The organism is Limnospira indica PCC 8005, from assembly GCF_000973065.1.
GTDB lineage: Bacteria > Cyanobacteriota > Cyanobacteriia > Cyanobacteriales > Microcoleaceae > Limnospira > Limnospira fusiformis.
In genome coordinates, this window is the sequence record NZ_FO818640.1 from 2,770,048 (window position 1) to 2,794,683 (window position 24,636).

At 43.0% G+C, this 24,636-nt stretch carries 24 protein-coding genes and 1 pseudogene; 15 read left to right on the top strand and 10 right to left on the bottom strand.

The features are described 5' to 3' along the window. Positions 1-3: 3 nt before the first annotated feature. Together XZ46_RS12025 and XZ46_RS12030 are read right to left on the bottom strand one after the other, a co-directional pair. Complete coding sequence (locus XZ46_RS12025; protein ID WP_048895414.1) at positions 4-1,368, bottom strand: hypothetical protein; 1,365 nt, start codon at positions 1,366-1,368, stop codon at positions 4-6. A 260-nt stretch (positions 1,369-1,628) separates the two neighbouring features. Further along, positions 1,629-2,507, bottom strand: coding sequence for an ABC transporter permease (locus XZ46_RS12030; RefSeq protein ID WP_006616754.1), 879 nt, complete (start codon positions 2,505-2,507; stop codon positions 1,629-1,631). A gap of 334 nt (positions 2,508-2,841) precedes the next feature. Here XZ46_RS12030 and XZ46_RS12035 point away from each other — a divergent pair, with 334 nt between their 5' ends. Continuing rightward, positions 2,842-3,129 carry a hypothetical protein gene (locus XZ46_RS12035; RefSeq protein ID WP_006616753.1) on the top strand — a complete coding sequence of 96 codons (288 nt, stop codon included), beginning with the start codon at positions 2,842-2,844 and terminating at the stop codon, positions 3,127-3,129. A 39-nt stretch (positions 3,130-3,168) separates the two neighbouring features. On the opposite strand, the gene XZ46_RS12040 is transcribed toward XZ46_RS12035, so the two are convergent. Next, on the bottom strand, positions 3,169-4,047 hold the full coding sequence (locus XZ46_RS12040; RefSeq protein WP_006616752.1) for an ABC transporter permease: 879 nt from the start codon (positions 4,045-4,047) through the stop codon (positions 3,169-3,171). A gap of 425 nt (positions 4,048-4,472) precedes the next feature. Between XZ46_RS12040 and XZ46_RS12045 the strand changes: the two genes are divergently transcribed. The 3 genes from XZ46_RS12045 (at position 4,473) to XZ46_RS12050 (ending at position 5,955) form a co-directional block, all read left to right on the top strand. Further along, complete coding sequence (locus tag XZ46_RS12045) at positions 4,473-5,060, top strand: IS607 family transposase (protein WP_006669167.1); 588 nt, start codon at positions 4,473-4,475, stop codon at positions 5,058-5,060. Continuing rightward, complete coding sequence (locus tag XZ46_RS29330; RefSeq protein ID WP_008050735.1) at positions 4,999-5,247, top strand: helix-turn-helix domain-containing protein; 249 nt, start codon at positions 4,999-5,001, stop codon at positions 5,245-5,247. Before XZ46_RS12045 ends, XZ46_RS29330 begins: the two co-directional genes overlap by 62 nt. A gap of 72 nt (positions 5,248-5,319) precedes the next feature. Continuing rightward, positions 5,320-5,955, top strand: coding sequence for an RNA polymerase sigma factor (locus XZ46_RS12050; protein ID WP_006619715.1), 636 nt, complete (start codon positions 5,320-5,322; stop codon positions 5,953-5,955). A 113-nt stretch (positions 5,956-6,068) separates the two neighbouring features. Here XZ46_RS12050 and XZ46_RS12055 read toward each other — a convergent pair whose 3' ends face one another. From XZ46_RS12055 to XZ46_RS12065, 3 genes are all read right to left on the bottom strand, one after another. After that, positions 6,069-6,635: a hypothetical protein gene (locus XZ46_RS12055; protein ID WP_006619714.1), complete on the bottom strand. Its 567-nt coding sequence runs from the start codon at positions 6,633-6,635 to the stop codon at positions 6,069-6,071. A 104-nt stretch (positions 6,636-6,739) separates the two neighbouring features. After that, a complete protein-coding gene (locus XZ46_RS12060) occupies positions 6,740-7,204 on the bottom strand; it encodes an ATP-dependent zinc protease family protein (protein WP_006625720.1) in 465 nt (154 codons plus the stop codon). Between the two features lie 609 nt (positions 7,205-7,813). Then, positions 7,814-8,920, bottom strand: a complete 1,107-nt coding sequence (locus XZ46_RS12065) for a hypothetical protein (RefSeq protein ID WP_006619712.1) — start codon at positions 8,918-8,920, stop codon at positions 7,814-7,816. 180 nt (positions 8,921-9,100) lie between these two features. On the opposite strand from XZ46_RS12065, the gene XZ46_RS37540 reads away from it, so the two are divergent. From XZ46_RS37540 to XZ46_RS37340, 9 genes and pseudogenes are all read left to right on the top strand, one after another. After that, entirely contained in the window at positions 9,101-9,229 is a 129-nt protein-coding gene (locus XZ46_RS37540) for a hypothetical protein (RefSeq protein ID WP_257720193.1), read from the top strand. An 88-nt stretch (positions 9,230-9,317) separates the two neighbouring features. Next, positions 9,318-10,085 carry a HAMP domain-containing protein gene (locus tag XZ46_RS12070; RefSeq protein ID WP_006619711.1) on the top strand — a complete coding sequence of 256 codons (768 nt, stop codon included), beginning with the start codon at positions 9,318-9,320 and terminating at the stop codon, positions 10,083-10,085. Positions 10,086-10,142: 57 nt separating this feature from the next. Next, positions 10,143-10,361 carry a PAS domain-containing protein gene (locus XZ46_RS37545; RefSeq protein WP_228116586.1) on the top strand — a complete coding sequence of 73 codons (219 nt, stop codon included), beginning with the start codon at positions 10,143-10,145 and terminating at the stop codon, positions 10,359-10,361. A 174-nt stretch (positions 10,362-10,535) separates the two neighbouring features. Continuing rightward, entirely contained in the window at positions 10,536-11,252 is a 717-nt protein-coding gene (locus XZ46_RS12075) for an adenylate/guanylate cyclase domain-containing protein (protein WP_006625716.1), read from the top strand. 467 nt (positions 11,253-11,719) lie between these two features. After that, positions 11,720-11,941: a hypothetical protein gene (locus XZ46_RS12080; RefSeq protein WP_228116543.1), complete on the top strand. Its 222-nt coding sequence runs from the start codon at positions 11,720-11,722 to the stop codon at positions 11,939-11,941. Positions 11,942-12,112: 171 nt separating this feature from the next. Further along, positions 12,113-12,473, top strand: a pseudogene (locus tag XZ46_RS12085) (slr1659 superfamily regulator). A gap of 313 nt (positions 12,474-12,786) precedes the next feature. Beyond that, the gene (locus XZ46_RS36630) at positions 12,787-13,077 is read left to right on the top strand and encodes a hypothetical protein (RefSeq protein ID WP_006669170.1); all 291 of its coding nucleotides are present in this window, start codon (positions 12,787-12,789) and stop codon (positions 13,075-13,077) included. 45 nt (positions 13,078-13,122) lie between these two features. Beyond that, positions 13,123-13,359: a diguanylate cyclase gene (locus XZ46_RS37335; protein ID WP_008050743.1), complete on the top strand. Its 237-nt coding sequence runs from the start codon at positions 13,123-13,125 to the stop codon at positions 13,357-13,359. 25 nt (positions 13,360-13,384) lie between these two features. Beyond that, entirely contained in the window at positions 13,385-13,660 is a 276-nt protein-coding gene (locus XZ46_RS37340; RefSeq protein WP_251077543.1) for a diguanylate cyclase domain-containing protein, read from the top strand. 6 nt (positions 13,661-13,666) lie between these two features. Here the strand turns inward: XZ46_RS37340 and XZ46_RS12100 are convergent, their stop codons facing one another. Further along, positions 13,667-14,995, bottom strand: coding sequence for a tetratricopeptide repeat protein (locus tag XZ46_RS12100; protein ID WP_008050750.1), 1,329 nt, complete (start codon positions 14,993-14,995; stop codon positions 13,667-13,669). A gap of 218 nt (positions 14,996-15,213) precedes the next feature. Here XZ46_RS12100 and XZ46_RS12105 point away from each other — a divergent pair, with 218 nt between their 5' ends. Both XZ46_RS12105 and XZ46_RS12110 read left to right on the top strand, forming a co-directional pair. Then, entirely contained in the window at positions 15,214-18,942 is a 3,729-nt protein-coding gene (locus tag XZ46_RS12105) for a PAS domain-containing protein (RefSeq protein ID WP_008050752.1), read from the top strand. Between the two features lie 66 nt (positions 18,943-19,008). Further along, positions 19,009-20,259, top strand: coding sequence for a sensor histidine kinase (locus XZ46_RS12110; RefSeq protein ID WP_008050754.1), 1,251 nt, complete (start codon positions 19,009-19,011; stop codon positions 20,257-20,259). A 6-nt stretch (positions 20,260-20,265) separates the two neighbouring features. Here XZ46_RS12110 and XZ46_RS12115 read toward each other — a convergent pair whose 3' ends face one another. The 3 genes from XZ46_RS12115 to ggpS all read right to left on the bottom strand — a co-directional run bounded on the left by XZ46_RS12115 (position 20,266) and on the right by ggpS (position 24,594). Then, positions 20,266-21,216 (bottom strand): NAD(P)H-dependent glycerol-3-phosphate dehydrogenase, encoded by a 951-nt coding sequence (locus XZ46_RS12115; RefSeq protein WP_006625705.1) that lies wholly within the window; start codon positions 21,214-21,216, stop codon positions 20,266-20,268. Between the two features lie 69 nt (positions 21,217-21,285). Then, entirely contained in the window at positions 21,286-22,980 is a 1,695-nt protein-coding gene (glpD, locus tag XZ46_RS12120) for a glycerol-3-phosphate dehydrogenase (RefSeq protein WP_008050755.1), read from the bottom strand. A gap of 105 nt (positions 22,981-23,085) precedes the next feature. Further along, positions 23,086-24,594, bottom strand: coding sequence for a glucosylglycerol-phosphate synthase (gene ggpS, locus XZ46_RS12125; RefSeq protein ID WP_008050756.1), 1,509 nt, complete (start codon positions 24,592-24,594; stop codon positions 23,086-23,088). Positions 24,595-24,636: the final 42 nt, after the last annotated feature.

The following is a 24,636-nucleotide window of genomic DNA, read 5'->3' on the forward strand; positions in this document are numbered from 1 at the left end:
CACTTAGCCTCCTAGGAAAGCAGCTTTCCGAGTATCAAATAATTTGACAATTCCCTCAGTCACCGTTTTTTTAATTTGTGGATCACATCCAGCCAAAAATTCCTCCGATGATATTTCATTTTGAAAAAACTTTTGGGCGCGGTTGCGTTGATTTTGGATTTCCGCAAATCCCATCTGCTTAACCATATATGTTGTCAAAGGTGAATTTTTTATATCATAGTAAGAATGCTGAGTTCTCCCCTTTTCCAGTATAACAAGCACCGTAGATTCTAATTCATCTTGGGGTTGATAATTATTTTCTAGGTCTGGCAGAAAATTTACCAAAGAAACCGTCACAAAATTTTCGGAAGGCATTTCTCCCATTAAAGTAGAAACTGGAATGACGCGACCAAATCGCAGGGATAGTGCTTCTAAAAAGGCAATAGTAAATAATTTACTACCTAGATATAATCGACCCACGGCAATATTTCTTCTCGCCCTTGATACCAATTGTTCATAAATGCTATCTTCTGGATACCCTCGGAATTGATGAAAAACCACTTCCGGTTTGAGAAAATTCATAAACCCTTCCATTTTTTGCAGGGCTGTTCTATATTGACCAATAGTGTAAGCACTAGGATTATTTAGATGATGATTGGTTTCAGGAATTAGGTTCCAGGTATTATCTAAAAATCTGGCTGAACTAGGATCGGCGAAACTCCGGACATCACGATTAGCCATACGAATCGATCGCTTCACAGTTTCGATCAGATCCGCATCCGTTAATTTCAGGTTGAATTTGTCAACGATCGCCTGTAATCTTTGATATAAAATATCGCTATTATTTAATCCCGTTTTCGTGGGAGTTCGGAACGGAATTGTGGCTTCTATACAGGCGACAATCTGCACTAACAACTCTTGACTCAGAAAAGGTTGTAATACTTTCGCCGCCACTAAAGCACTTAAAAACTCATTTTGCCCTTCTAAAGGCAATAACATTTTACCCGGAGACATATCAAAAACTATCCGCACCATTTCAAAGGTGGGATCTTCAGGAATATCCACCGCTTCACGAATCCAAAGATGTTCCCCTACTTGGCGAATAAACGGAACTAAGTAATAGGTAAGGTTAAAGTTAACGCTTTGGTCAACCTGTACATAAACCACATCATGGAATAAAGCCGCTAATACCTCAATCGCATCTTCCGAACCCCCCACCTCAAAAATATGATCTGGCGTATGGAAATACCGCCAAGGTCCGGTCATGGTTTGGACAATTAATTCCGAAATGTTGACCAGTTTTTTCGCATCTACATCAATACCAAGCTGATTCATTGCCCAGATTAACCTTTGAAGGCACTGTTGATTATAATCCTGTTGTATATCCATCCGACCCACTAAAATGAGACTCACCTCTATTATAAATATATTTATCCTCAGAGTCGGGGTGATTATCTATAATCTTGTTCAGTTAGATCACCAGCCCACATTCTCTATTTTGCTATGCTATCCTCGTAAATCAGGATATCTGTTTCTCTGGCGATCGCTCCCTTGGGTTCTAGGGGTAAGGCAAACTGAGGGTTTCCACCTACAGATGGTTATACTCCCCAGTTACCACTACTTCGCCTGCTAACACCTGTTGTCTGATTTTACTCCAACCCGGCAGTACCTCCCAATTTTAAAGAAGATAATAGCAGAATCAACGATATTAATAACATCAAAGTTGAGATCGCATTAATCGCAGGCGTAACCGATAGTTTAATCATACCATAAACAAACAATGGTAAAGTAGTAGCACCGACCCCACTGGTGAAAAATGATACCACAAAATCATCTAATGATAAGGTAAATGCTAATAAACCGGCGCTGAAAATACCCGGCCAAATCAACGGAAAAGTCACCCGCTGAAACACTCGCCATTCATTCGCGCCTAAATCTAATGCGGCTTCTTCTAATCTGGGGTCAAGGTCTGCTACTCTCGCCCTCACCACAATCGTGACAAAGGAAATACTAAAGGTGATATGACCAATAATTACCGTTGGTAAACCCAGACTTATTCTCATCCCCGTTAGGTTTTCTACTAGCCTAAAAATTAGGGTCATAAATACCAACAAGGAAATCCCCAAGGTGATTTCGGGAATGACCATTGGTAAAAATAGCAAACTTTCTAAAAGCTGATAACCGGGAAATTTATAGCGTTCTAATCCTAAAGCGATCGCTGTTCCTAAAATCGTGGCGATCGCACTGGAAATAGTAGCCACTATCAGACTATTATATAAGGCTGACCAAACTCCCGTCGTCGATAGATCCGCCGTCTGTGCTGGAATGCTTCCCAATAAACTCCTATACCAGTCTAGGGTAAATCCACTCCACACCGCGTTAAAACGGGAAGCATTGAACGAATAAACCACTAAAATGGCGATCGGTAGGTATAGAAACGCAAACCCTAGGGCGACATTTACCCACAGTCCAGTTTTACCCAGGGAACGGATTAGCAAATCAAGTCTGGTCACAGTTGATCGGTTCATATTGTACTCATTATCCTATCCTACTCCTATTGGCAGATATTCTCATCTTCAAATCTCCCTTATCATCCTGATAGCTAACTAATACAACCGCAAATATACTGAGAGTGATACCACTCGCAAAATTAAGTGTTTGAAATCACACACATCCGTTGAATATTCCTTATAATGGGGGCAAGTCAAGCCGAACTATAAGCAATATTGAACATTCTGTTCATTAAAACTAATGACTAAATATTTGCCTAATCGAGCTTCGACTTGATCCACTTTTGTCAGTAGTGGGGGGCTACTCTCCCCACCCACCTGTTGTCAGAAAAGTTGAATTGGGAGAAGGATTTTGATTGTTACCCTGATTGTGCGCGCCTATTTCGCGATCGCTATTCTCACATTTGCCTATTTGTTTACCAAATTTTGGCGCGATCGCACCACCTCTAAAACGCAACTATCTTCATGGCAGGTTCTCATCTTAGCATCACTATTATGGCCGATTGTCTTGCCTATATCTTACTTGGAGCGAAACGTCAACAAACCTAAAATCGTCATGAGTGAATTAAAATCTTATCGATACTTAGGGAATCCCTCCTACAATCAATATCTGGGATACAGCGATCGTCGCGCTTCCTAAATCTTCGCCTTCCCAAAAACCGTCATCTTTGTGGGTGCATTACTGACGGTTTTCAGCCATTTGGAAATAAACCCAAACAGGAATTATCACTAACATCATTAACAGTATAGACAAAGCCGAACCCAAAGGCCAATGACGAGCTTGCAGAAATTGATTCTGGATTAAATTACCAATCATCACCGTTTTCGACCCTCCCAAAATATCCGGCGTTATAAATGCTCCCAAAGCCGGAATGAATACTAAAATAGAACCCGCAATAATTCCCCGTCTGGTTAACGGTAATAAAACCCTCCAGACTGTGCGAATATCGTTGGCTCCTAAATCTTGCGCCGCTTCAATTAAGGAAAAGTCGAATCGCTCCCAGGTTACATATAACGGTAAAATCATGAACGGTAGATAGCCGTAGATTAAACCAACTAGGACAGCAAACGGGGTAAATAATAGGTTGAGAGGTTCATCAATTAAATGCAGGTTTTGTAGTAGGGTATTCACCACCCCCTGGTCTCGTAAAATAATCATCCAAGCATAAGTTCTTACTAAGAAATTAGTCCAAAATGGAATGATTACCAGCATTAACAATAAATTCCGCCAACCACGAGGACGGGTCGCTATGAAAAATGCAAACGGATAAGCGATCGCTAAACAAATTATCGTCGTAAATGCCGCTAGCTCTAGCGATCGCATAAACACTCTCAAATATAGGGGATTCAACAGCCGTTGATATTGCCCTACGGTGAAAGACCACACCACCCCCCCATAGGTTCCCCGTTCCAAAAAACTGTAAATCAGCACAATCACCAGCGGTACTACAAAAAATATCACTAACCACACCGTCGCGGGTACGATTAACCATATTCTCTTGTTCACACCGACAGTTTCCCCCAACCGACTTGAAGCCTTCTGTTTACCAAAAATCATACAACTAGGGTAATTATGTTAAGTTTTGTAACGAAAATTAAGAAATGTAAAAAAAATCGACTTTTTTGGGGATGCCCTTGACTTTATCGTTTGCTTGCGGTACTATTTTTATATAATGGAAATATTTACAATTTTTTTAATTTTGCAAATATCCAATTGTAACAAACTACACCCAGTATAGCGCCATTCCCTCCCCCTGTCAACCCCTACTTTACTAACCGGCGCGAAATTTTTGGGAAATTGCCACCCATTCCCCCACCTCCGAACAGGTGTCCGTATTGCAGTCTGATAATTTTCTGGTATAATCATCGCCAATTGGACAAGTACGGCAATGGAGTTACGTCCTGTTAGCAAATTCACTGAATATTGCTTGACAATACTCAACAATCAGTCTAAGCTAGATAAGTACACAGCAAGCGAGCTAAATGCCGAAATATACATCACCGAGTGAAACGGCTCAATACTTTGGTGTATGCTTACATACTTTAAGAAGATGGGAAAAAAACGGCAAAATTCAAGCGATCAGGACACCGTCAGGGCAGAGACGATATGATATTGCCTCCTACACGGGAACATCAAACGAGAGAACGCAACGGGCAATTATCGCTTATGCCCGCGTTTCAAGTCGCGGACAAAAAGCAGACCTTGATCGCCAAGTTGCAAAATTACTCGAACTCTACCCCAACGCCGAGCTCGTCACTGATATCGCCAGTGGTCTTAATTTCCAAAGAAAAGGACTTAGAGCCGTTTTGGAGCGAGTCCGTCAAGGCGATGTCGGATTTATTGTGGTTGCCCACAAAGACAGACTCGCCCGTTTCGGGTTTGACCTCATCTCTTGGTTGTGTGAACAAGATGGTACAAAAATCGTGGTTCTCAACCAAGACGGTTTATCCCCAGAACGAGAATTGGTTGAGGACATCCTTGCCATTGTTCACATCTTCAGTTGCCGACTTGACGGACTCAGAAAGTATAAATCTGCAATCAAAAAAGATCCGGATTTATCCCAGTCCTGAACTGGCAAAAACTTGGAAAAAATGGCTGGATGCTTGTCGTTATTGTTTTAACCAAGCCATCGCTATGCAGCGTCAATTAACAACTCGGATTGGTAAGCTGAAATTGCGAAATCTGGTAATGCAATCAGATTTACCTCAATGGGTGAAAGAAACGCCTTGCCAGATCAGGCAGGTAAAACACCCGTAAATTCTCCACTTAGCGCCAGACTATGGTGCGGATCATATATAAAATTGACCAAGTAGCATACTCAGATAGACCTTGCAAACCCTTAACTTCCCCGAAGCAAATCATACCCTGGTCAAGTCTTTAAGCCACCATAGTGACCAGGAACTCCTGACCCTTTTTCAAAATCATTCAGATCGGGGTCGATACTTTGTCGTGGTTTTCTGTCGCTATGCCCTAATTGTCTATACTCTGATTGGTCACTCTGTCAAATCACCAGTTCAGGCTGAGTATTTATTTGCTTTGACCTGGCGACACATTTTCTATGAAATGCGGGGTCTTAACCTCCGTAATGAAAAAACTGCCGACTCCGAAACAACCCTACAAAACTGGATTATTAACGTTAGTGCTATCTGTATTAACCGCGCTGAACTTCCCCCAGTTGAGTCTATTCATTACTCACTCAAAGATCAGCCACCCCCCCTGTGGTGTTATGTCGGTCAGGCTTTAGATCAAATTGAACCCTTGTTACGGTTAATCATCCTGATGGCCCAGACATTTCACTGGAGTGAAACTCGCATCGCCGCCTACTTACAAGCTGAAGGAGAATCTATTTCTCCCAGTGAGGTGCGGATGTTGTTAGAACGAGGGTATAAAATTTTAGAAACTACTATTCCTGAAGATATTCGCGCTATTTATCTCGGTCAAACTATCACACAATCAACCGATTAAGGTGTTTACATTATGGCGATCGCATTGCGGTAGATGGCTAACCCTAGAGGGAATTTGACAATCATTCTCACAGTTCAACAGACACTTGGCCGCGGTCTGTCCCCTTTTCTCCTTTAGTTGAGAAATACTGTCCCCTGTTCATTAATACTCAGAGACCGAGTATCTAGGTTGATATTACCAGTTGCTTCAAACCGGATTTCTAAAACACCTGGGCTAGTTACTACCGGACGCACAAACAGCAAACCCCCATCTTCCCTTTGATAGGTCAAGTTTAAAGGAACTGTCAGTCGCTCTAAGGTGCTTTCTGACTGCTGACCAACTAGCCTGGGTCTGGTTCCTCCTGATACCTGATATTCAATTACCACATTACTAGAATTGATCAGCTTCAGGGTAACTCTGCCATTAACAGGACTAATCCTAGCACTAGGTAAGGGAAATCGGGGGATAGTATCCTCTGTGGGCTGTGTTGGTTGTAATGTAGCAGCAGGAGCCGTCGGCGTAGGACCAGTGCGATCGGGTTCTGTCGGCCTTCCCGCCGGTTCTTCAATAATTACTGGTTTACCTTGCCGAGTCGGTGGCCCTCCCGCCCAGGCGATCGCGCTTGAGGTCAGCAACACAGAACCACAAACAAATCCCAGCCATTTGATCCCAGTTTTGGGTGCGTCGTTATATTCCACCATAGTATTATTTACCTGAGTTAAGCAGATTACACCAGTTTACCAGAAAATTATTGGGTCTAAAGCCTTGCCATTGGCGGGCCACATTTGGTAAAACTCCATTGGTTTCAGGTTGAACGGAATGGTAGTTTCGGTCGCGCGCTCAGGAGATAGGACTTACCAGGATGCACTAAGAACCTTTCCCGGACAGCCGCGCGTCCTAACAGCATCCGAAAACCCATCACATCCCGATTAGTTAGCGTAAGTTCGATCTGCCATTCATGTCCCCGTAGTTGAGCAGTAGTTACAATCACGATCCTTTCTTCAGAATGTCCCCCAGAATTTCGCACCTCTCGTTGATCTAAAACCTTCGCTGTCGCTGTCACAGTTTCCGTGCTATTCCGCTGCTTTGGGTGCATTTTGAACTCAACCATCCTTTCGTCTTCATCGCCGAAATGGTGAACATCAAAGGCGTGTATGGCAGAGGAACGCGCTCCTGTGTCAATTTTAGCCTTAATTGCACTTACTCCTAAATCAGGAAGAGCCAGCCACTCCCGCCAGCCAATTACATCTCGCTGTTGCTTGTTCAACAATCCTTTCCAGCCTTTTGATATCTCTGTTTTAGCTTTCTCGCAGCGATCGCTTTACTTCTATATCTCCTCAAGCCCGATTTGGCACAAGCTGCCCCTACCCTCCTGACCCGGAAGGCCAAGGGCAAGCTCCGTTTTTCTGTTACTGACAGCCTAATCTACAACCGTCTAATATAATTCTACCACAGCTTCAGCGATCGCTTTACTTCTATATCTCCTCAAGCCCGATTTGGCACAAGCTGCCCCTACCCTCCTGACCCGGAAGGCCAAGGGCAAGCTCCGTTTTTCTGTTACTGACAGCCTAATCTACAACCGTCTAATATAATTCTACCACAGCTTCAGCGATCGCTTTACTTCTATATCTCCTCAAGCCTGATTTGGCACAAGCTGCCCCTACCCTCCTGACCCGGAAGGCCAAGGGCAAGCTCCGTTTTTCTGTTACTGACAGCCTAATCTACAACCGTCTAATATAATTCTACCACAGCTTCAGCGATCGCTTTACTTCTATATCTCCTCAAGCCTGATTTGGCACAAGCTGCCCCTACCCTCCTGACCCGGAAGGCCAAGGGCAAGCTCCGTTTTTCTGTTACTGACAGCCTAATCTACAACCGTCTAATATAATTCTACCACAGCTTCAGCGATCGCTTTACTTCCATTTTTATCTAAAGTTTCCGATAAGCGAGGGGGGTTCAGGGGTTCGCGTAGAAATTCCCAATTTCCCGTCAAAAACTCCGCAGCCGTCAGAATTTGGTGGAAACCATAATTTTCTAACCCCTCAATTAATATCGGAGACTCAGCAAAACCAGACCGCACCAAAGACACTAGGGGAATATCCAACCGCAATGCTTCCGAAAATGTACTATAGCCTGGTTTAGAAATAACTCGCCCACACAAAGGCATCAAATCTACCGGACGCAGGCGGGAATATTCCGCTAATGAAGGGCTAGATTTCACCATATCTCTAGGCTTAATTAAATTATCCATATCCGGGGAATTACTATCAAAAGTAATGAACTGATAATCAGGAAACAGCCCTAAATTATTATAGGGAATTGCGTCTAGTCCTAAGCCTCCAAAAGTCAGCATAATAGTTTTTTCTACAGGGGATTTAATCTGAAAGTCTGACCTAATTTTGGATAAATTATAGCGAGGATCACCACCAGTTAAACCCATATCTTCAATGACAGGAAATGCCGTCATCTGCTCATGAAGAGGCAGCCTAAATAAGCGATCGCATTGCCCAAAACACTCCCCAATCCAATCCGCTATTTCCTGGAATTGCTCCCCCCAATCACGATAAATAAAATCCCACCCAAAATTACTCATCATCCAACCAGGAACCCCAGCCGACCGAGCTATAGGCGCAGCCAAAGGTGGAATATCCGACAGCACTAAATTAATCCGATTTTGACGAATAAAATCAACTTCTCTGGCTACAATAGACCTCTGCCGCTGCTTAATATCCTCTAACTTGGAACGAGTCGCCAATTTATCCATAGTGATACTATCCGACTGAACTACCCCCACATCAAAAGCCCGCGATCGCACCACAAAATCACCCGAAATATAAGACTCCAATAACCAGCGGGGAGCCTGAGTTACTAAGAATAATAAAACATCAGGACAAAATTTCTGGATTTGAGCAGCTACAGAAGCAGCACGAACAGCATGACCAAATCCGTGATTAGTAATCGCAATATAAATAGCTGGCCTGGTCATAGTCGAAATTAACTCACTCAAATTTTGGTAACATATTTTACCCTAAATCCCCCCAGTGCGATCGCCTCAACATAATTCCCTCCACCAAAGAATTTAGAATTCCCAATCAATCCGGTATCAAATCGTGTCAGAATGTATTGGTTACATACAATCCATGTCTACTTTTTACTTTGATCAGTGGTGACAGTTTTCAGCGTCGGGGCGATCGCATTTAGTCAGGCTAGGGCTTCAATTAAAACCCTAGTTTTTGAACGACCCACTATGACTGTCTCTACCCCCCTACGGGATAATCAAGGTGAAACCCCATAGGTGTTCTCGCCGCTCACCTTAGCCTAGAGCAGATGGATCTCCGATTATCTTCGATTCTACTGGGCTAGGAGAACAAGGGGAAACCTATTTGATCAATAACTTGCGCGTATTTGTATCTGGGGAAGAGTTTGGCCGACAAGACCTTCCTAGAGGGGGTCACAGCGAAGGCATTGATCGCGGGTTGCAACGGGAAAATGGGCGCGGCAGTTATTTAAACTATGCTGGCGTTCCTGTACTTGGTGTGTTTCGCTGCTTAGAACACCAAGAACTTGTCCTATTAGTGGAAATGCCACGGTCGGAAGCCCTAGATCCCGCTCGTCAGTTGGCTTGGACTACTTTGGGGGTCGGTTTAACTTTTACCGGCTTACTCACTGTCGGCGTTTATCTATTGGCGAGCCAAATTTCTCGCCCTATATTGGCGATCGCTACTGTTGCTACCAAAGTCGCAGACGGCGACCTCACCCCTGTGGCTCCCGTAATGACCGATGATCAGGTGGGAACCCTAGCTATGGCTTTTAATCCCATGACTGGACAACTGCGACGACTCTATGCCGGTCTACAGGAAAAAGTTACCCTACTTCAACAGACTGAAGTTGAATTGAATCAGAGTCTTGAACAGTTACAGATCGAAAAACAAGCCGTTGAATATCACCAAGCCCAAATTAGTATTGCTAATCAGGAAATTACCTTACTTAACGATCGCCTCAAAAATGAAAATATAGATTTGGCTCAGGAGTTAAAGGTTAGTAATAAACTTCTGCGTCAGTTTCTCGAAGCTATGCCTTTGGCCGTTGTCGTTGTCGATCATCTTGGGCAACTTTACTATACTAACCAGGCCGCCCACATCCTCTTTTGACCAGGGACAGTCCTAGATGATTTCACTAATCAAAATTCTGTCATTTATCCTAGTTATATTGCCGGAACTGACCAACTATATCCCGATGATAATTTACCCCTAGAGCGAGCTTGGCGAGGGGAAAGTGTCGTAGTTGATGATATTGAAGTGCATCAACCTGATCGGATCATCCCTGTGGAAGCTAGGGCTAGACCTATTCATGATGCCCACGGAAATATTACCTTTGCGATCACTACTTTTCAAGATATCACTGAACGCCAAAAAGCTGAAGCATAACGACAAAGTTTTATCGAAGAAATGTTGATAGTTAACTGTGATTTATAACTAGCCCTTAATGAACAAGAAGAACTCACCGATGCCGCTGGCAGGTTTGTTCCTAATCAGTTTTTATCCTGCCTCGGTTATGAAAGTATTGTCGAAGTTAAATCAGGAGATGCCGTCGAAAAACAAATGTCCATTTTGTTTTCAGATATTCGCCAGTTTACCAATCTTTCTGAAAAGATGAGCTTGGCTGATAATTTTAAGTTTATTAATGCCTACTTATGCCGCATGGAACCGGCAATTATTGAAAATTGCGGATTTATAGATAAATATATTGGAGATGCAATCATGGCATGGTTTGGCCGCAGTGCTGATGATGCTGTCCAGGCGGGAATCGCTATGCTCAAATTATTAAGCCTCTATTATTCTACCCGCCAACGACCAGGAAGACCACCTCTGAAAATTGGCATTGGTATTAATACTGGAACTATGATGTTAGGTATTGTTGGAGGTAAAGATAAAATTGATACCACTGTCATTAGTGATGCCGTTAATCTCGCCGCTCGCTTGGAAGAGTTAACTCCCAAATATGCCGTGCCACTTTTGATTAGCCAACACACATTCCTGTCTCTTGAAAATCCTAATAGTTACGCTTTTAGAATTATTGATAAAGTCGCCGTCAAGGGGAAATCTGAAATGGTCTCTGTCTGGGAAATATTTGATGCTGACCCCCCAGAAAGTCGCGACGCTAAGTTGAAAACTAAAACTCAGTTTGAGTCAGCATTAACCCTCTATTATCTACATCAATATAAGCAAGCTGCTCAATTGTTGCAGATCTGTTTAGCTGAAAATCCTGGTGATGCTGTGGCTCAAATTTACTGGAAACGGGTTGTTGATCAGATGTGATCCTAGATTTACCCCTCCCACCCCTCGCTCACTATCCAACTCTAGGCAAATTATCAAAAATATGGTATCCTTAACTTGAAATCCATTAATAACAACATCCTATGCTCTGACCCCTAAGAAATGTCTCTCAATTTTTGGGAAACTTTATCCCTGGAAATTACCTCAACTATTTAAAGCCAAGCGGTACACCTACCAAAAGTTATTAAACATTGAGTTATTCAACATAACATGAAACGAATTTTTGGAGAATTTTTGGAAGCACCAAGTACCAGCAATGAGTTTTTGGTGATTGGGTTGTCCCCCACTTCCGTTGAAACAAAGGTGGATAAATTATGGTCTATCTGACAACTTTATGGCTGATTATGTCACTACATTTTTTCCAAACATGGAACCAGATCAAGACTCAGTTAGTCGCCAAATGAAAGTCAAAATTGCTGTCAATTTCGTGGCTCATGATTTATGGAAAAATGCTATTAAATTTAGCGATAAATCATCAAAATATCAGATTAAATAAAATACAGCTATTTTGGCAGCACGATCATCTCTCATTTTTGGTGGCTAATAGTATCCAGAAAGACGCGGTTAGTTCTTTTCAAGACTACATTGAAGAGTTGCTGATTTCTGAACCTCAAGAGATGTATATTCATCAGGTAGAAAAAAATGTAGAAAATGATACCGAATCCGGCTGAGGATATTTAACAATGGTTAATGACTATATGGCTAAACTAGGCTGGAAGTTTGAAACCCTAGAACCAGATCCCTCCCAGACTATTGTTACTACAATGGTTCAACTCACCATATAATCACCATCTCAAGTTGTTAAATATCATTTTTTAAAAACTTGAATACAGGAATTAAACATGGTAATTCAATCATATCAAACTCAAGATTATATATAGCATTGGTTACGATAGCCAAATCTCTACTATTGCCCGGAAAGGGTCTCTCAGACTCAATGGCATAAAAGAGTCGAATGCAGTGGTTAAATTACTTAATGATGTATTAGATATCGAACCTTCCCCAATTACCCTCAACCTTAGAGAGTTGCAATTTCTCAACAGTTCGGGAATTAATATGCTGTCTAAATTTGTGATTAAAGTGAGGCAGAAAAAAAATATGAACTTGGTGTTGTTAGCTTCTAGTAAAATACCTTGGCTAGGAACATCCCTCAAAAATTTGCAGCGATTAATGCCTAGCCTAGAATGGGAAATTGATGCCTAAATTTAACTAAATGCTATGATTTAACTCAACAATCATATATCCCTCACCGCCTAAAACTGGGTTAAATATCACTGAAAAACTTGTTCATCTCCCAGACCTATACTCAGTTAAATTATCCCAGTTACTCCAGAGCTTTATCTAGGTATTATTATCTAGGTATTCAATGATTGATGAACTGCTAGGTAGTCCCCAGCCAGCAATATAGATCATCAAAATTTATTGAAAATTGACGACAGCTATCCGACTGCATTTAGTTAATTGAAACCCTAGTATTTGTGCCTAATTAGAATTAATTTAGGGGGTCCGTATGGGGATGCCATCAGAATCTAATAGTGAGAGTGATTTGGTTTTACAAAATCATAAATTGCCGGAGGAAATTGAGAGACTGAAACCAGAAAAAATAGACCTGGAAATTTTACTAGAAACCACGATGCTTCATGCTGATTTGGTGGAACAGGAATTGTATCATTCTCATCATCAACTTCAGGAGGAAATCAACCAGCATCAAGTGACTGAGCAGCAATTGAGAACTTCTGAAAAAAAGCTACAATCTTTATTAGAAAGGTTATCTCAAACTAATACTGACCTAGAAATTATGTTATAGACAACCACGGCTCATGGTGATTTGATTTAAAAATTTTCCCATGACTTGAGTATTCGTGACTCTTTGACCGGATTATTTAATCGTCGCTATATGGAACAGTCCCTAGTCCGACATTTAGAACGCCCTAAAGAACAGCAAGAACCCCTAAGTCTTATTATAGGCGATATTGATTATTTTAAAGGATTTAACGATCGCTGGGGACATCAAGCTGGAGATGTCGTCCTGAAAGCCGTCAGCCGATTTTTAACAAAATCATACTCGCCTATCGGATACTACTTGTAGATATGGGGGAGAGGAGTTTCTCATTATTTTACCCTCCACCACTATTGAGGAGGCTCATAAAATTGCTGAATTTCTTAGGAAAGGTATCAAAAATCTATACCATCAATATTCCTATATTTTTATGTGGGGACTCACTATGTCTATGGGGATAGCAGGTTGTCCCATACACGCTGATTGTCAGTCTAGTTTAATTACAGCGGCAGATATGGCATTATACTATTCTAAAACCAACGGACGCGATCGCGTCACCATGGCCTCTTCAAATTTATGCCAAAGTCTCAAAAATGACCATCATTCATAACTTAATTTACAATTGACTGCGGGTATGTCGTGCTTTTTGTAACAGTTCTTGAGCCTCAGCATTAACAGTAGTTCCAGGTCGCACTAACTCTAATGTATAAATAACCTCGGATATCTTATTGTTTAAAGATGCAAAACTGGGATTAGAAGAAGCAGTCAACTGTCGCCATTCAACAATTAATTGTCTGGCTCTATCCATGGCGGCTACAGAATCTCTTTCATCCTGTAATCTTTGTTCAATTTGCCGACGATTTGACCGATATTGAGCTAGTTTTGTTTGAGCTTCTAAATAACTAGGATTGTCTTGATTAATCTGTTGTAAGCGTTTAATCGCCTCATCCCAATGCTCGATTACCTGCTGCCAATGTAATTGACTATGGGGTGGATTTTGAGCTTCATTAGCAGCCTTACTAGCAAAAATTTGCGCCGCCTCAATTAAAGTATTACCCTGTAAACGACCAGCGACAAACCCCACCTGCTGCTGAAAATCCCGTTCCGCAGTGGTTAACTGCTGTCGTGCATTCTTTCCAGACAAGGTGGCTTCGGGGATTGGTCGGAGTTGATCAATAGCCTGTTGCCAAACTCTAATGGCTGTCTCTTTATCCGCGGCCGACTGTGCTTGATTATACTGTGCTGTAGCCACCTGTAAAGCCTGTTGAGCTTCCTGTAAGGCTTGATAAGCATTCTGTTCCTGGAAAATCTGCGCTTCCATGCGACCCACCAGTTTCCGGGTATTTTGATACTCATCAAAAGTAAAGCGCCACGTGCAACCAAACAAATTACAATAAGCCTTTGGGTAATATCCTAAAAACCATACAGGTAACTTATCCAAGTGTTTTTGAGCTTGCTTTGCTTTCTCGCTTCCTAGTTCAAAGTCTGTCATAGCTGTGGCTCGATTCACCAATTGATCAGCCTGTTCTACTAAAGCGATCGCCTGTCGGTAATTATAATCCATGCTAATATAACTGGGAAGCAACAGCAAGGGCGCAGTTCTAGCCACTGGTTGGCGGATCATTGGTAGTGGTAAATTAACTAACCAAACGACCCCGCCTAGTCCCCCTAGGACTGCTCCTCCCCAAAATATCTTTTTCAGCGCACCAGGCGGACGGTTAGCCCGGGCGGCTTGATCAATTACTTTGGGGTTAAAATCAGGAAACTGATCTGTAAGTAATTCCTCAATTTCCGATCGCGTTAGGAAATCTCCCGATGGCGATCGCCTTTTGTTCAACCGAGATACTACAAGATCAGCCCCAATTCTGTCAATGGGATTTTCTTTAACCCGCCGATTGATCTCGGTCAGCAGAATATCAAAGGATTTTGGCGAAAGTCGTGCCATAAGTACACCTTCCTACCCCAATGATTAAAGTTTATATTTTCTATAGGATAGCTCCTGTGCATCTACAAGCAATAGCTATATAATTCCTGAAATCGACTGACGATTTTAGGGATTATTAAGGTATCCCTACAGGTAGATGTGTCAATAGTAACAATAATTCATCCTTGAGATAGAGGCAATTTTTCTGTCAGCTTAGTCTTATACAAATTTCAGTATTAATGGTTTTAACAGTAATGGCAATGGTCAGTCAACTATCAGCCCCAGATCTAGCTTTAATCGCCCACCTAGGATTTATAGAGCAAATGGTGTTACCACAGAGGGTATCTTTTCTATTGGCGATCGCTGACTACATCCTCGCCCTGCTGTTATTCTACATCATCTGGAGCTGGCGGGATCTTCCCCTGCGCCGATTAATCTTTCTATGTGCGTTGTTTGTCCTCTGTACTGGTAGCTTTATTCTGTTACAGGGAGAGACTTGGTTAAATCCTACACCTAACCTGATTTTAACAGTAGGGGCGATCGCTTTCATTATTTCCCTATCAATTATCCAGGGACTACTTAAATTAATCCCCGGTCTGGGGCTGGGTGAGTCAACCCCCCAACTCCAAAACTCAAATGGTCTACTCCTCAACCCTAATTCTTGGCCAGAAACCACCCGCTACCCACGGCAACACACACAAGCACCTGTCAAAAATAGCCAATCAGATCTTCTGTTGACCATTCAAGATCAGACCGCTGAACTTCAGGAAACCATTAAACAATTAAAACTACAAATTCAACAGCAGCAAGTGATAGCCACGAATGCTACACAAGAGAAACATTTGCTGCAAGCTATTCTTGATAACTGTCCGGCGCTGATCTGTGCCAAAGATAGTCAAAACCGTTATATTATGGTTAATCGTCAGTGCGAAATTTTCTTAAATCGACCAGCCCAGGAGATTCTTGGTAAAACCAACTATGATTTATTTCCAACAACTATCGCCCAAAAACTACAAGAATCGGATCAAAAAGTTTTCGACAGTGGTAGAGTGCAGCAAACTCACCAAAATATAGTCAATTATCATGGTAAAATTCGCCAATTTATATCCGTAAATTTTCCGATTTTTAATCAAAATAGACATATTTTAGCCGTGTGTAATATTGGTAGTGATATCACGGAAGGCAAACACCAAGAACAGAGGCTTAGGTTACTAGAATCAGCCGTCAGCCACACCACTGATGCGATCGCCATCGCTCAATCTAACCCCGAAAACACCACGGATTCCCAGATAGTTTATATTAATAAAGCCTTTACTAATCTGACCGGATATCAGCCAGAAGATATCATTGGTAAAAATCCCAATATTCTGCAAGGAATCGACACAGACGAGCAACAATTAAAGCGAGTTGAAGTCGCCCTAAGTCAGGGTCAGTCTCTACAAGTGGAATTGATTAACTACCGTCAGAATGGCTCTAAATATTGGGCGGATCTTAGTGTTTCTCCCGTTACTGATGACACGGGAAAAGTTAGCCATTTTGTCTTTGTACAACGTGATATAACATCCCGAAAACTGAAAACTAGCACCCTCCAAAAAGAGCGAGAACAACTCCAGCAAATTATTACTAATGCTCCCGTGGCTGTAGCCATTTTAGATTGTTCTATGCGCTATATAGCTTATAGCGATCGCTGGCTACAAGAGTATCATCTTCCCCAAGAATCCTTAGTTGGTCGTAGCCACTATGAAATTTTCCCCCATATCTCAGAAACCTGTCGAGAACTGTACCGTAGAGCTATTGCTGGCGAGGTTATTTCCTGCTCGGAAGATACCATGACTTATCCTGATGGTTCCCAGGGATATTTTCGCTGGGCGATTCATCCTTGGTATACCTTAAATCAGGAAATAGGCGGGGTGGTTATTGCCACTTATCCCATTGATGAATTGGTGAAAGCACGAGAAGCAGCCTTGGAAAACTCCCGGCTAAAATCCCAATTTCTCGCTAATATGAGCCATGAAATTAGAACCCCTATGAATGGGGTTTTGGGGATGACTGGATTATTGCTGAAAACTGAACTAGATACTAAACAAAAAGATTTTGTCCAGGCGATTCGCACCAGTGCCGATCATCTCTTGTCTATCATTAATGATATTCTCGATTTCTCCAAATTAGAAGCCCAAGAGATTGAACTAGAAGAACTAGATTTTGACCTGGAAGAATGCCTAGAAAATATCATTGATTTATTGGCAGCCCAAGCTGAAAATAAGGGCATTGAATTAGCCGCTATTGTCGATCGCAATGTTCCCCGTTATCTGCGCGGCGACCCCGGTAGACTGCGACAGGTACTTTTAAATTTGATGAGTAATGGCATTAAATTTACCCCCGCTGGAGAAGTAACCCTGCGAGTTAGCCGCCCTCCTAACTATGATATTAATGCTCCTTTGACATTACGTTATGAAGTGCAAGATACTGGCATTGGTATTCCGGCTGAGGCTCAAGAACGGGTATTTGAGGCTTTTTCTCAGGTAGATGCTTCCACCACCCGTAAATTTGGAGGAACCGGGTTAGGCTTAGTAATTTGTAAGCAACTTTTAGAGGTTATGGGGGGAGAAATTGGCTTGGAAAGTGTGGTTGATCAAGGTAGCACTTTTTGGTTTACTCTGCCTTTTTCTATATCCAAAACTGCATCATTTCCCAATTTACCAGATACCTTAACTAAGTTAAAAATTTTGGTGGTCGATGCTAATGCGAGTGTGCGCCAGTCTGTCCGCTATCTGATTCAATCTTGGGGGATGGAACTTCAGGAAGCCTCCGACCCAGAAATGGCTTTGTCAAAGTTGCGTGATGCCGCCCATAATAACCAACCCTTTAATTTGGCAATTTTTGACCAAAATCTGTTAATTTATGGAAAGCAAAATTTAGCGGCAGTTATCCAAAATGAACCCCTCATGAGTGCCACGAAGTTGGTGCTAATGACTTCTATGCGCCTACTCAGTTCCGTGGAAGATTTATTAGATGATGGCTTGGCTAAAAGTTATTTAATTAAACCTGTGCGCGCTTCTCGATTATTTGATGCTTTACTCACAGCTATGGCTAATGAAATTACGGTGAATTTAGCCGAGTTTCGTTCGGGTCGTGATAGCTTGGGGGATAATTCTAGCACCCTCTCCCCTGCGGGTTTGGATTTAAAAGTTTTACTGGCTGAGGATCATCCTATTAATCAACAGGTATTGTTAAATCAGTTGAGTTTATTAGGTATTGAAGCTGATTTGGCGGAAAATGGAGAACAGGTGCTGGAATTATTAAACGATCGCCATTATGACCTAGTGTTTATGGATTGTCAGATGCCTAAATTAGATGGTTATGCCACAACTGAGGAACTACGGAAACGGGAAGGAAACGATCGCCATACTACTGTCATCGCCCTCACCGCCCACGCTATGCCTAGCGATCGCCAAAAATGCCTATCAGCGGGTATGGATGATTATATCAGCAAACCCATCACCCAGGAGGAGTTAGCATTTAAACTGCAAACTTGGGCCGCCCGTCGGCAACAAATGCCCGGCACAAATGCCCCTACACCCAGCCAGACCCGCAAAACCATACAAAATAACCAAAACCAGGATAAACCCAGCCCCCTGCTCGATTTAGACCGCCTCCAGACAATTTCTAGGGGTAAGGTTGAATTTCAGAAAAAGCTATTGGCTGTATTTATGGAAAATGCTCACCAGGACCTAATTAAACTGCGCCAAGCTATCACCGCATCAGACTTTGAAGCGATCGCTATGGTAGCTCACCGCATCAAAGGTTCTAGTGGTAATGTGGGAGTGCCTGTTTTAAAAGCGATCGCCGCCGATATCGAACAAAAAGCCCGCCACCAAACTATCGAGGGATGTATGAGTCTAATTGACTCCCTCGCGGAAAATCTTAGCCGGGTGGATAGTTTTATTGAACAAAAATTTTATAGCTGATCACAAAACATGGCAAAATAGACTAACTAACATCACAGTAACTACTCAATTAATCAATATAAACCCATGGCAACTATTCTAATTGTTGATGATGACATCGCCACCCAAATGATTCTACAGAATACCCTAGAAGAACAAGGGTATCAAGTGGCGATCGCAGAAGATGGTAAAACCGCCCTAGAGTTAGCCGAAAGTCTGTCCCCAGAGTTAATTATTTGTGATTGGATGTTACCGGAGTTAAATGGCTTAGAAGTATGTCAGAAACTGCGTTCCCATCCCACATTAGCCCCTACCTTTTTCATCATCTTGACCGCCCAGGAACAACTAGAGGATTCTAGTTCAATGGCGGACTTAACTGCTCAATACCGAGTGGATGAATGGATGAGCAAACCCATTGAAATTGATGGACTTTTAGCGCGGGTGCGATGTGGTTTAAAAATTTCTGCCCAAAATAAACATTTAAAACAGGCTTATCAACAACTCTTATACAGCGAAAAGATGCTGAATTTGGGGCAAATGGTGTCCGGTATTGCCCACGAAATTAATAACCCGGTTTCCTTTGTGACTGGTAATATTAACCATGCGACTGGTTACGCTCAAGATTTAATGGAATTGGTAGAGTTGTATGGTGAAACTTATCCCGAACCTGCGGCAGACATTGAGGAAAGAATCGAGGATATTGATTTAGAATTTCTGCTAGAAGATTTTCCGAAACTGCTAGAATCAATCAAACTGGGAACCGACAGAATCCGCCATTTGGTGGAGTCTCTGCGTAATTTTTATAAGCAGGATGATGGGGAATTAAAAACCGTTGACATTCATCAAGGTCTGGCAGATATTCTCCTGATTTTACAAGGACGTATTAAAGGTAAAAAAGGTCGCGGGATTCAGATGGTTCAAAACTACGGGAAATTGCCCCAGGTGCAATGCTACCCAGGGCAACTTAATCAGGTGTTTATGAACTTGTTAAATAATGCGATCGACAGTTTGGATACTAACCGAGAAGAAGATAATGAGTTTCAGCCCCAAATTCAGATTACGACGGAGGCGGAAACTTCGGATAAATCAGGGGAGGGTTGGGTAACAATCAGGATTTATGATAATGGTGACGGCATTCCCGAATCAGTATGCGATCGCATTTTTGAACCCCTATTCACCACCAAACCCCCCCAAATAGGTACAGGTATGGGATTAAGTCTCAGCCATAAAATTATCACCGAAAGCCATAGGGGAACCATCGAAGTTAAATCCGACCCCGAAACCGGAACCGAATTCATCATCAAAATTCCCCAACAGCAAACCCCAACCAGTGATTAAACACAATTAAAACTCTTGTTCGTGAAACTCCGGTTTTAAATCCCTTTCCATCAAGGCTTCAACCGCTTCTTGGGGGTTGATTTCATTGTTCAATAAGCGATAGACCTCTTCAGAAATGGGAACCGGAATTTTTTCGCGGTTAGCAATAGCAATCAGTACATTAGTGGTATTTACCCCTTCGGCGGTACTACCCAACTCCTGTAAAATCACCTCCAAGGTTTTACCCTTAGCCAAACCATAACCCACCCGATAATTACGACTTAAAGCACTATTACAGGTGGCTAACATATCCCCCAAACCGGACAGACCAAAAAACGTCTCTGTCTGTCCCCCCAAATGGGTCCCAATGCGGATCATTTCCGTTAGCGCCCGGGTCAGGAGGGCAGATTTGGCATTAATGCCCAATTCTAAACCATCACAAACCCCAGAGGCGATCGCAATTACATTTTTCAAAGTCCCCCCCAACTCCGTCCCCATGGGGTCATTACTGGTATAAACCCGCAGCAAACTGGAAGCAAATAGCTTTTGGGCGAACTCCGCCGCCGCCATATCAGCACTTGCTACCACCGTCGCAGCCGGAAGATGTCGTTCAATTTCCGCCGACAGATTAGGTCCAGATAGTACCACAATGGGATGATCTGGGAAATCCTCGTGCCAAATTTGAGAAGGAGTCCGGGTACTTTCCGCGTCCAAGCCTTTAGTCGCAGTGACAATAGGAACATGATCGGGGATACCAATTTCCTGGAGTTTTCCCGCCGTCGCCGCCACCCCTTTCATAGAAATAGCAGAAACGATTAAATCAGCGCCTTCTACCGCTTCCTCCAAAGTATTACCTAAACGGCGAGACCAGAGATTAATTTTATGGCCATTATGACCCGCCAACTCAGCCAGCGCACTACCCCAAGCCCCCGCCCCCAAAACTGTCAGGGTTGCCTGTTCCTTATCTGGAAATTCCATAAAATCTTCGTTATTCTATCTAAACAAGGGTACATTTTCACAGGGACTCGCCCTCAGCATCACCAATGGTTAAACCATTTGAGGTGATAAAGCCTTTTCCCAAGCCTCCAATTCATAATCGGGAATGCAGTTTAACCGCATATAGTCATGGTAGGCTACCACTTCGCGATCGCATTTTTCTTGAGTCCAGCCCGCATATTTTTGCAGAGTCTCAGTGATAGTCGGTAATAAATCTAACCCATAGCGCGCGTGCATCGCTAGAGTAGTTCGTCGCCGGGTAATATCCACCAAAGTTTGTGCCATTTCCGATCGCACTCCGTAGACCAGTTGGGCTTTAATATCAGGTAAAGCCGGGGTAATTTTTTCCCTCAACTCTTCATGTTCATCAGTTAGCTGCAACACCTCCAGCGCCCGCGCCCCATAAATCGAAAACAGATGATGAATAGTTTTCAGAGGTAGTTGGGGGCGATAATCATAAAGGGCTTGTCCGATGCGAGTATCATTAGGGAAAATTGCCCCAGGTAGTGGCGTGTCCGTCTCACACCGTGGCGCAGGTCGCCCCATTTTCTGATAACTCGCCTCAACCAACTCTTCCGCCACCTGGCGATAGGTCGTTAGTTTTCCACCAATCAAAGATAGCAGATTTTCCACCCCATCTTTATCATGGTCATAAACAATGTGTTTCCGGGTGATAGCAGCCGTTTTTTGGCTAGGTTCCACATAGGGAAGGGGGCGGACCCCAGAATAGGTAAACTTCACGTCTTGACGCGAAAGTTCAGCGGTAGGAAGAATGCCATTAGTTTCCCGCAACAGATAATCAATTTCATCATTATCTGCCTTAATGGCTTCCAGATTCTCATTAAAATAAATATCCGTAGTGCCAATGAGATACATTCCCAACCAAGGCACAATAAAAAACGGTCGCCCGTCGGATTTTGCCTCTACATATAGGGAAGTTTCCGGCGCACCAGGGAAGGGATCTACAATAATATGGCTGCCTTTAGTGCCGCCGATTTTGCGAGTTGTGCCAATGGGCGCGGCTTCGTCTTTCTGTCGCCCCAATTTACAAACGCGATCGACCCAAGGGCCAGAAGTATTGATAACTACCGCCTTCGGACTACCCTTAACCGTAAAAGTTTCCCCACTGAAAACATCCCGACAATTCAGTTGATTAATGCGTTTTCCTTCCCGGTCAAGTCCGGTCACTTCCACATAATTAAGAATGGTTGCGCCCGCTTGTTTAGCCGCGATAATATTTTCCAGACACAACCTCTCAGCATATTCTACTTGAGCATCATAATACTGAGCGCCGCCTTTCAGATTTTCCTTATCTAAAGACCGGAATAATTGCTGAAATTGGGTGTTAGGTAGCATTCTATGAGTCGGTAAACTCTTGTCATAGCTGAACACATCATAAAGCAGCATTCCCGCCCAAATTTTCCAATAAGGACGCGATCGCCCCCCATAAACTGGTACAGTTAATAACAGTGGTTTAACTAAATGGGGGGCTGTCCGCAGTAAAATTTCTCGCTCTCGCAGGGACTCACGCACTAGGGGAAACTCGAAATATTCCAGATAACGTAATCCTCCATGAACCAGCCTAGTAGACCAGCTTGAGGTCGCCCCCGCAAAATCCCCTTTTTCAATTAAAATAGTTTTTAAGCCCCTCAGCGCCGCATCACGAGCTACTCCGGCTCCATTTATACCACCGCCAATCACAATTAAATCGTAGGTTTCCGCCTGAATTTTTTGATAGTCTCCCATGATGATTATAGTTGAGTTTTCTTGGCTACTTTAATATCAGAAATTCGGCTAATTGATGTCATTTACGCATGGTCTCACCAATTAACCGAATTTTTAGTTAGTTGTTTAAACAGAAACAGCCTGTTTAACACCAGCTTTTTGATGTGTCATAGACTCGAAACGTTCAAACACATGATCCGCCCAATACTTGACATCATATTTAACTACAGTTTTATGCATTTCAGCCATCCGCTGTTTTTGTTCTTGGGGGTCCATTGCTAAAGCATATTCGATCGCCTCATCCATGCGCTGAGTCGAATAGGGATTAGTCAAAACCGCCTGGGGAAGTTCCACCGCCGCCCCCACAAATTCCGACAGCACCAAGACACCGCCGCGCTCTTCTCTGGCCACCACATATTCTTTAGCTACCAGGTTCAAACCATCCCGCAAGGGAGTAGTCCAGCAGACATCAGCTAATCGGTAATAGGAAAACAAATCCGACAGCGGTATAGGCTGGGTAAATAACAAAGTCGGCATCCAATCTAGGCGCGCAAATCTGCCGTTAATTTTCCCTACTAATTGCTCGATTTGATGTTGAGCAGTTTTATAAACCCGCATCCCATCAGCCGCCGATACACAAGTCATCAGAAACTGAACTTTTCCATGTAAATCTCGGCGACGTTCTAACAGTCGCTCATAGGCTTCTAACATCTGCCGATTTCCCTTCACATAATCCACCCGACCCGCAGCCAAAATCAATTTGCGATCGCCTAATTCTTCACTAATTGCCGTCAATCGTGACTGACCCTCTGGCTTCTCTAAAACCGATTCTATGAAACCCGGATTTGTACCCACCGGGAAAGCGTCAATATTCACTATTTGACCCTTATACTCAAGTTGGCTGACCATTTCTGGTTCTGCTAAAGCCGTTCCTACTTTGGTAAGATGAGGGGCTACAGGTTCCCGTTTAACCACTTTTATCTCGCACAAACTGCGGGCGACATTTACAAAATTCTCCGAGTAGCGAGGAATATGGAAACCGACTAAATCGCAGCATAAAAGACTCTCCACAATTTCCTGTCGCCAAGGTAGGATATTAAACACATCCACCGACGGAAATGGCGTATGATGAAAGAACGCAATCCGTGCATCCGGTTTCATTTCCCGAATGTAGCGCGCCGCCAACCATAGGTTATAGTCATGAATCCAAATTAAGGCATCATCTGCCGCCTCTTCGCAGGCTGCTTCTGCAAATAAACGATTAATCGTGGTAAAGTTTTCCCAGTCTGCTGTTTCCGAGGTGAAATGGTAGGGGAACGAGTGTAGAACTGGCCAGAATGCCTCTTTAGAGGTGATGTGGTAAAAATGTTTAACCTGGTCCGCGTTTAAGGCTATGCGGCGCACAGTATAGTTGCCTTCATCTTCTACTTCTACTCTTTCTTGAAAGTCCGCTTTTTGCTTCGCCGTTACTTGTTTCCAAGCTACCCAAGTGCCTTTATTAACGTTAGCAAAGAAACTTTTTAGGGTCGGTACGATACCATTAGGGCTTTTTTTGGCTCGGTAGTGAATTTTTCCATTTTCGATTACCTCATCGTAGGGTTCGCGATGGTACAGAATTACCAGTGAAGATTTCATAATTTTTGTGTTTTCCGTGAAACAATTTTGAGGTTTACAGTT

Coding starts and splice junctions, on each gene's coding strand:
- XZ46_RS12025 (WP_048895414.1), bottom strand. CDS start 1,368: ATGGATATACAACAGGATTATAATCAACAGTGCCTTCAAAGGTTAATC.
- XZ46_RS12030 (WP_006616754.1), bottom strand. CDS start 2,507: ATGAACCGATCAACTGTGACCAGACTTGATTTGCTAATCCGTTCCCTG.
- XZ46_RS12040 (WP_006616752.1), bottom strand. CDS start 4,047: ATGATTTTTGGTAAACAGAAGGCTTCAAGTCGGTTGGGGGAAACTGTC.
- XZ46_RS12045 (WP_006669167.1), top strand. CDS start 4,473: ATGCCGAAATATACATCACCGAGTGAAACGGCTCAATACTTTGGTGTA.
- XZ46_RS12055 (WP_006619714.1), bottom strand. CDS start 6,635: ATGGTGGAATATAACGACGCACCCAAAACTGGGATCAAATGGCTGGGA.
- XZ46_RS12065 (WP_006619712.1), bottom strand. CDS start 8,920: ATGACCAGGCCAGCTATTTATATTGCGATTACTAATCACGGATTTGGT.
- XZ46_RS12075 (WP_006625716.1), top strand. CDS start 10,536: ATGTCCATTTTGTTTTCAGATATTCGCCAGTTTACCAATCTTTCTGAA.
- XZ46_RS12080 (WP_228116543.1), top strand. CDS start 11,720: ATGCTATTAAATTTAGCGATAAATCATCAAAATATCAGATTAAATAAA.
- XZ46_RS36630 (WP_006669170.1), top strand. CDS start 12,787: ATGCCATCAGAATCTAATAGTGAGAGTGATTTGGTTTTACAAAATCAT.
- XZ46_RS12100 (WP_008050750.1), bottom strand. CDS start 14,995: ATGGCACGACTTTCGCCAAAATCCTTTGATATTCTGCTGACCGAGATC.
- XZ46_RS12105 (WP_008050752.1), top strand. CDS start 15,214: ATGGTTTTAACAGTAATGGCAATGGTCAGTCAACTATCAGCCCCAGAT.
- XZ46_RS12110 (WP_008050754.1), top strand. CDS start 19,009: ATGGCAACTATTCTAATTGTTGATGATGACATCGCCACCCAAATGATT.
- XZ46_RS12115 (WP_006625705.1), bottom strand. CDS start 21,216: ATGGAATTTCCAGATAAGGAACAGGCAACCCTGACAGTTTTGGGGGCG.
- glpD (WP_008050755.1), bottom strand. CDS start 22,980: ATGGGAGACTATCAAAAAATTCAGGCGGAAACCTACGATTTAATTGTG.
- ggpS (WP_008050756.1), bottom strand. CDS start 24,594: ATGAAATCTTCACTGGTAATTCTGTACCATCGCGAACCCTACGATGAG.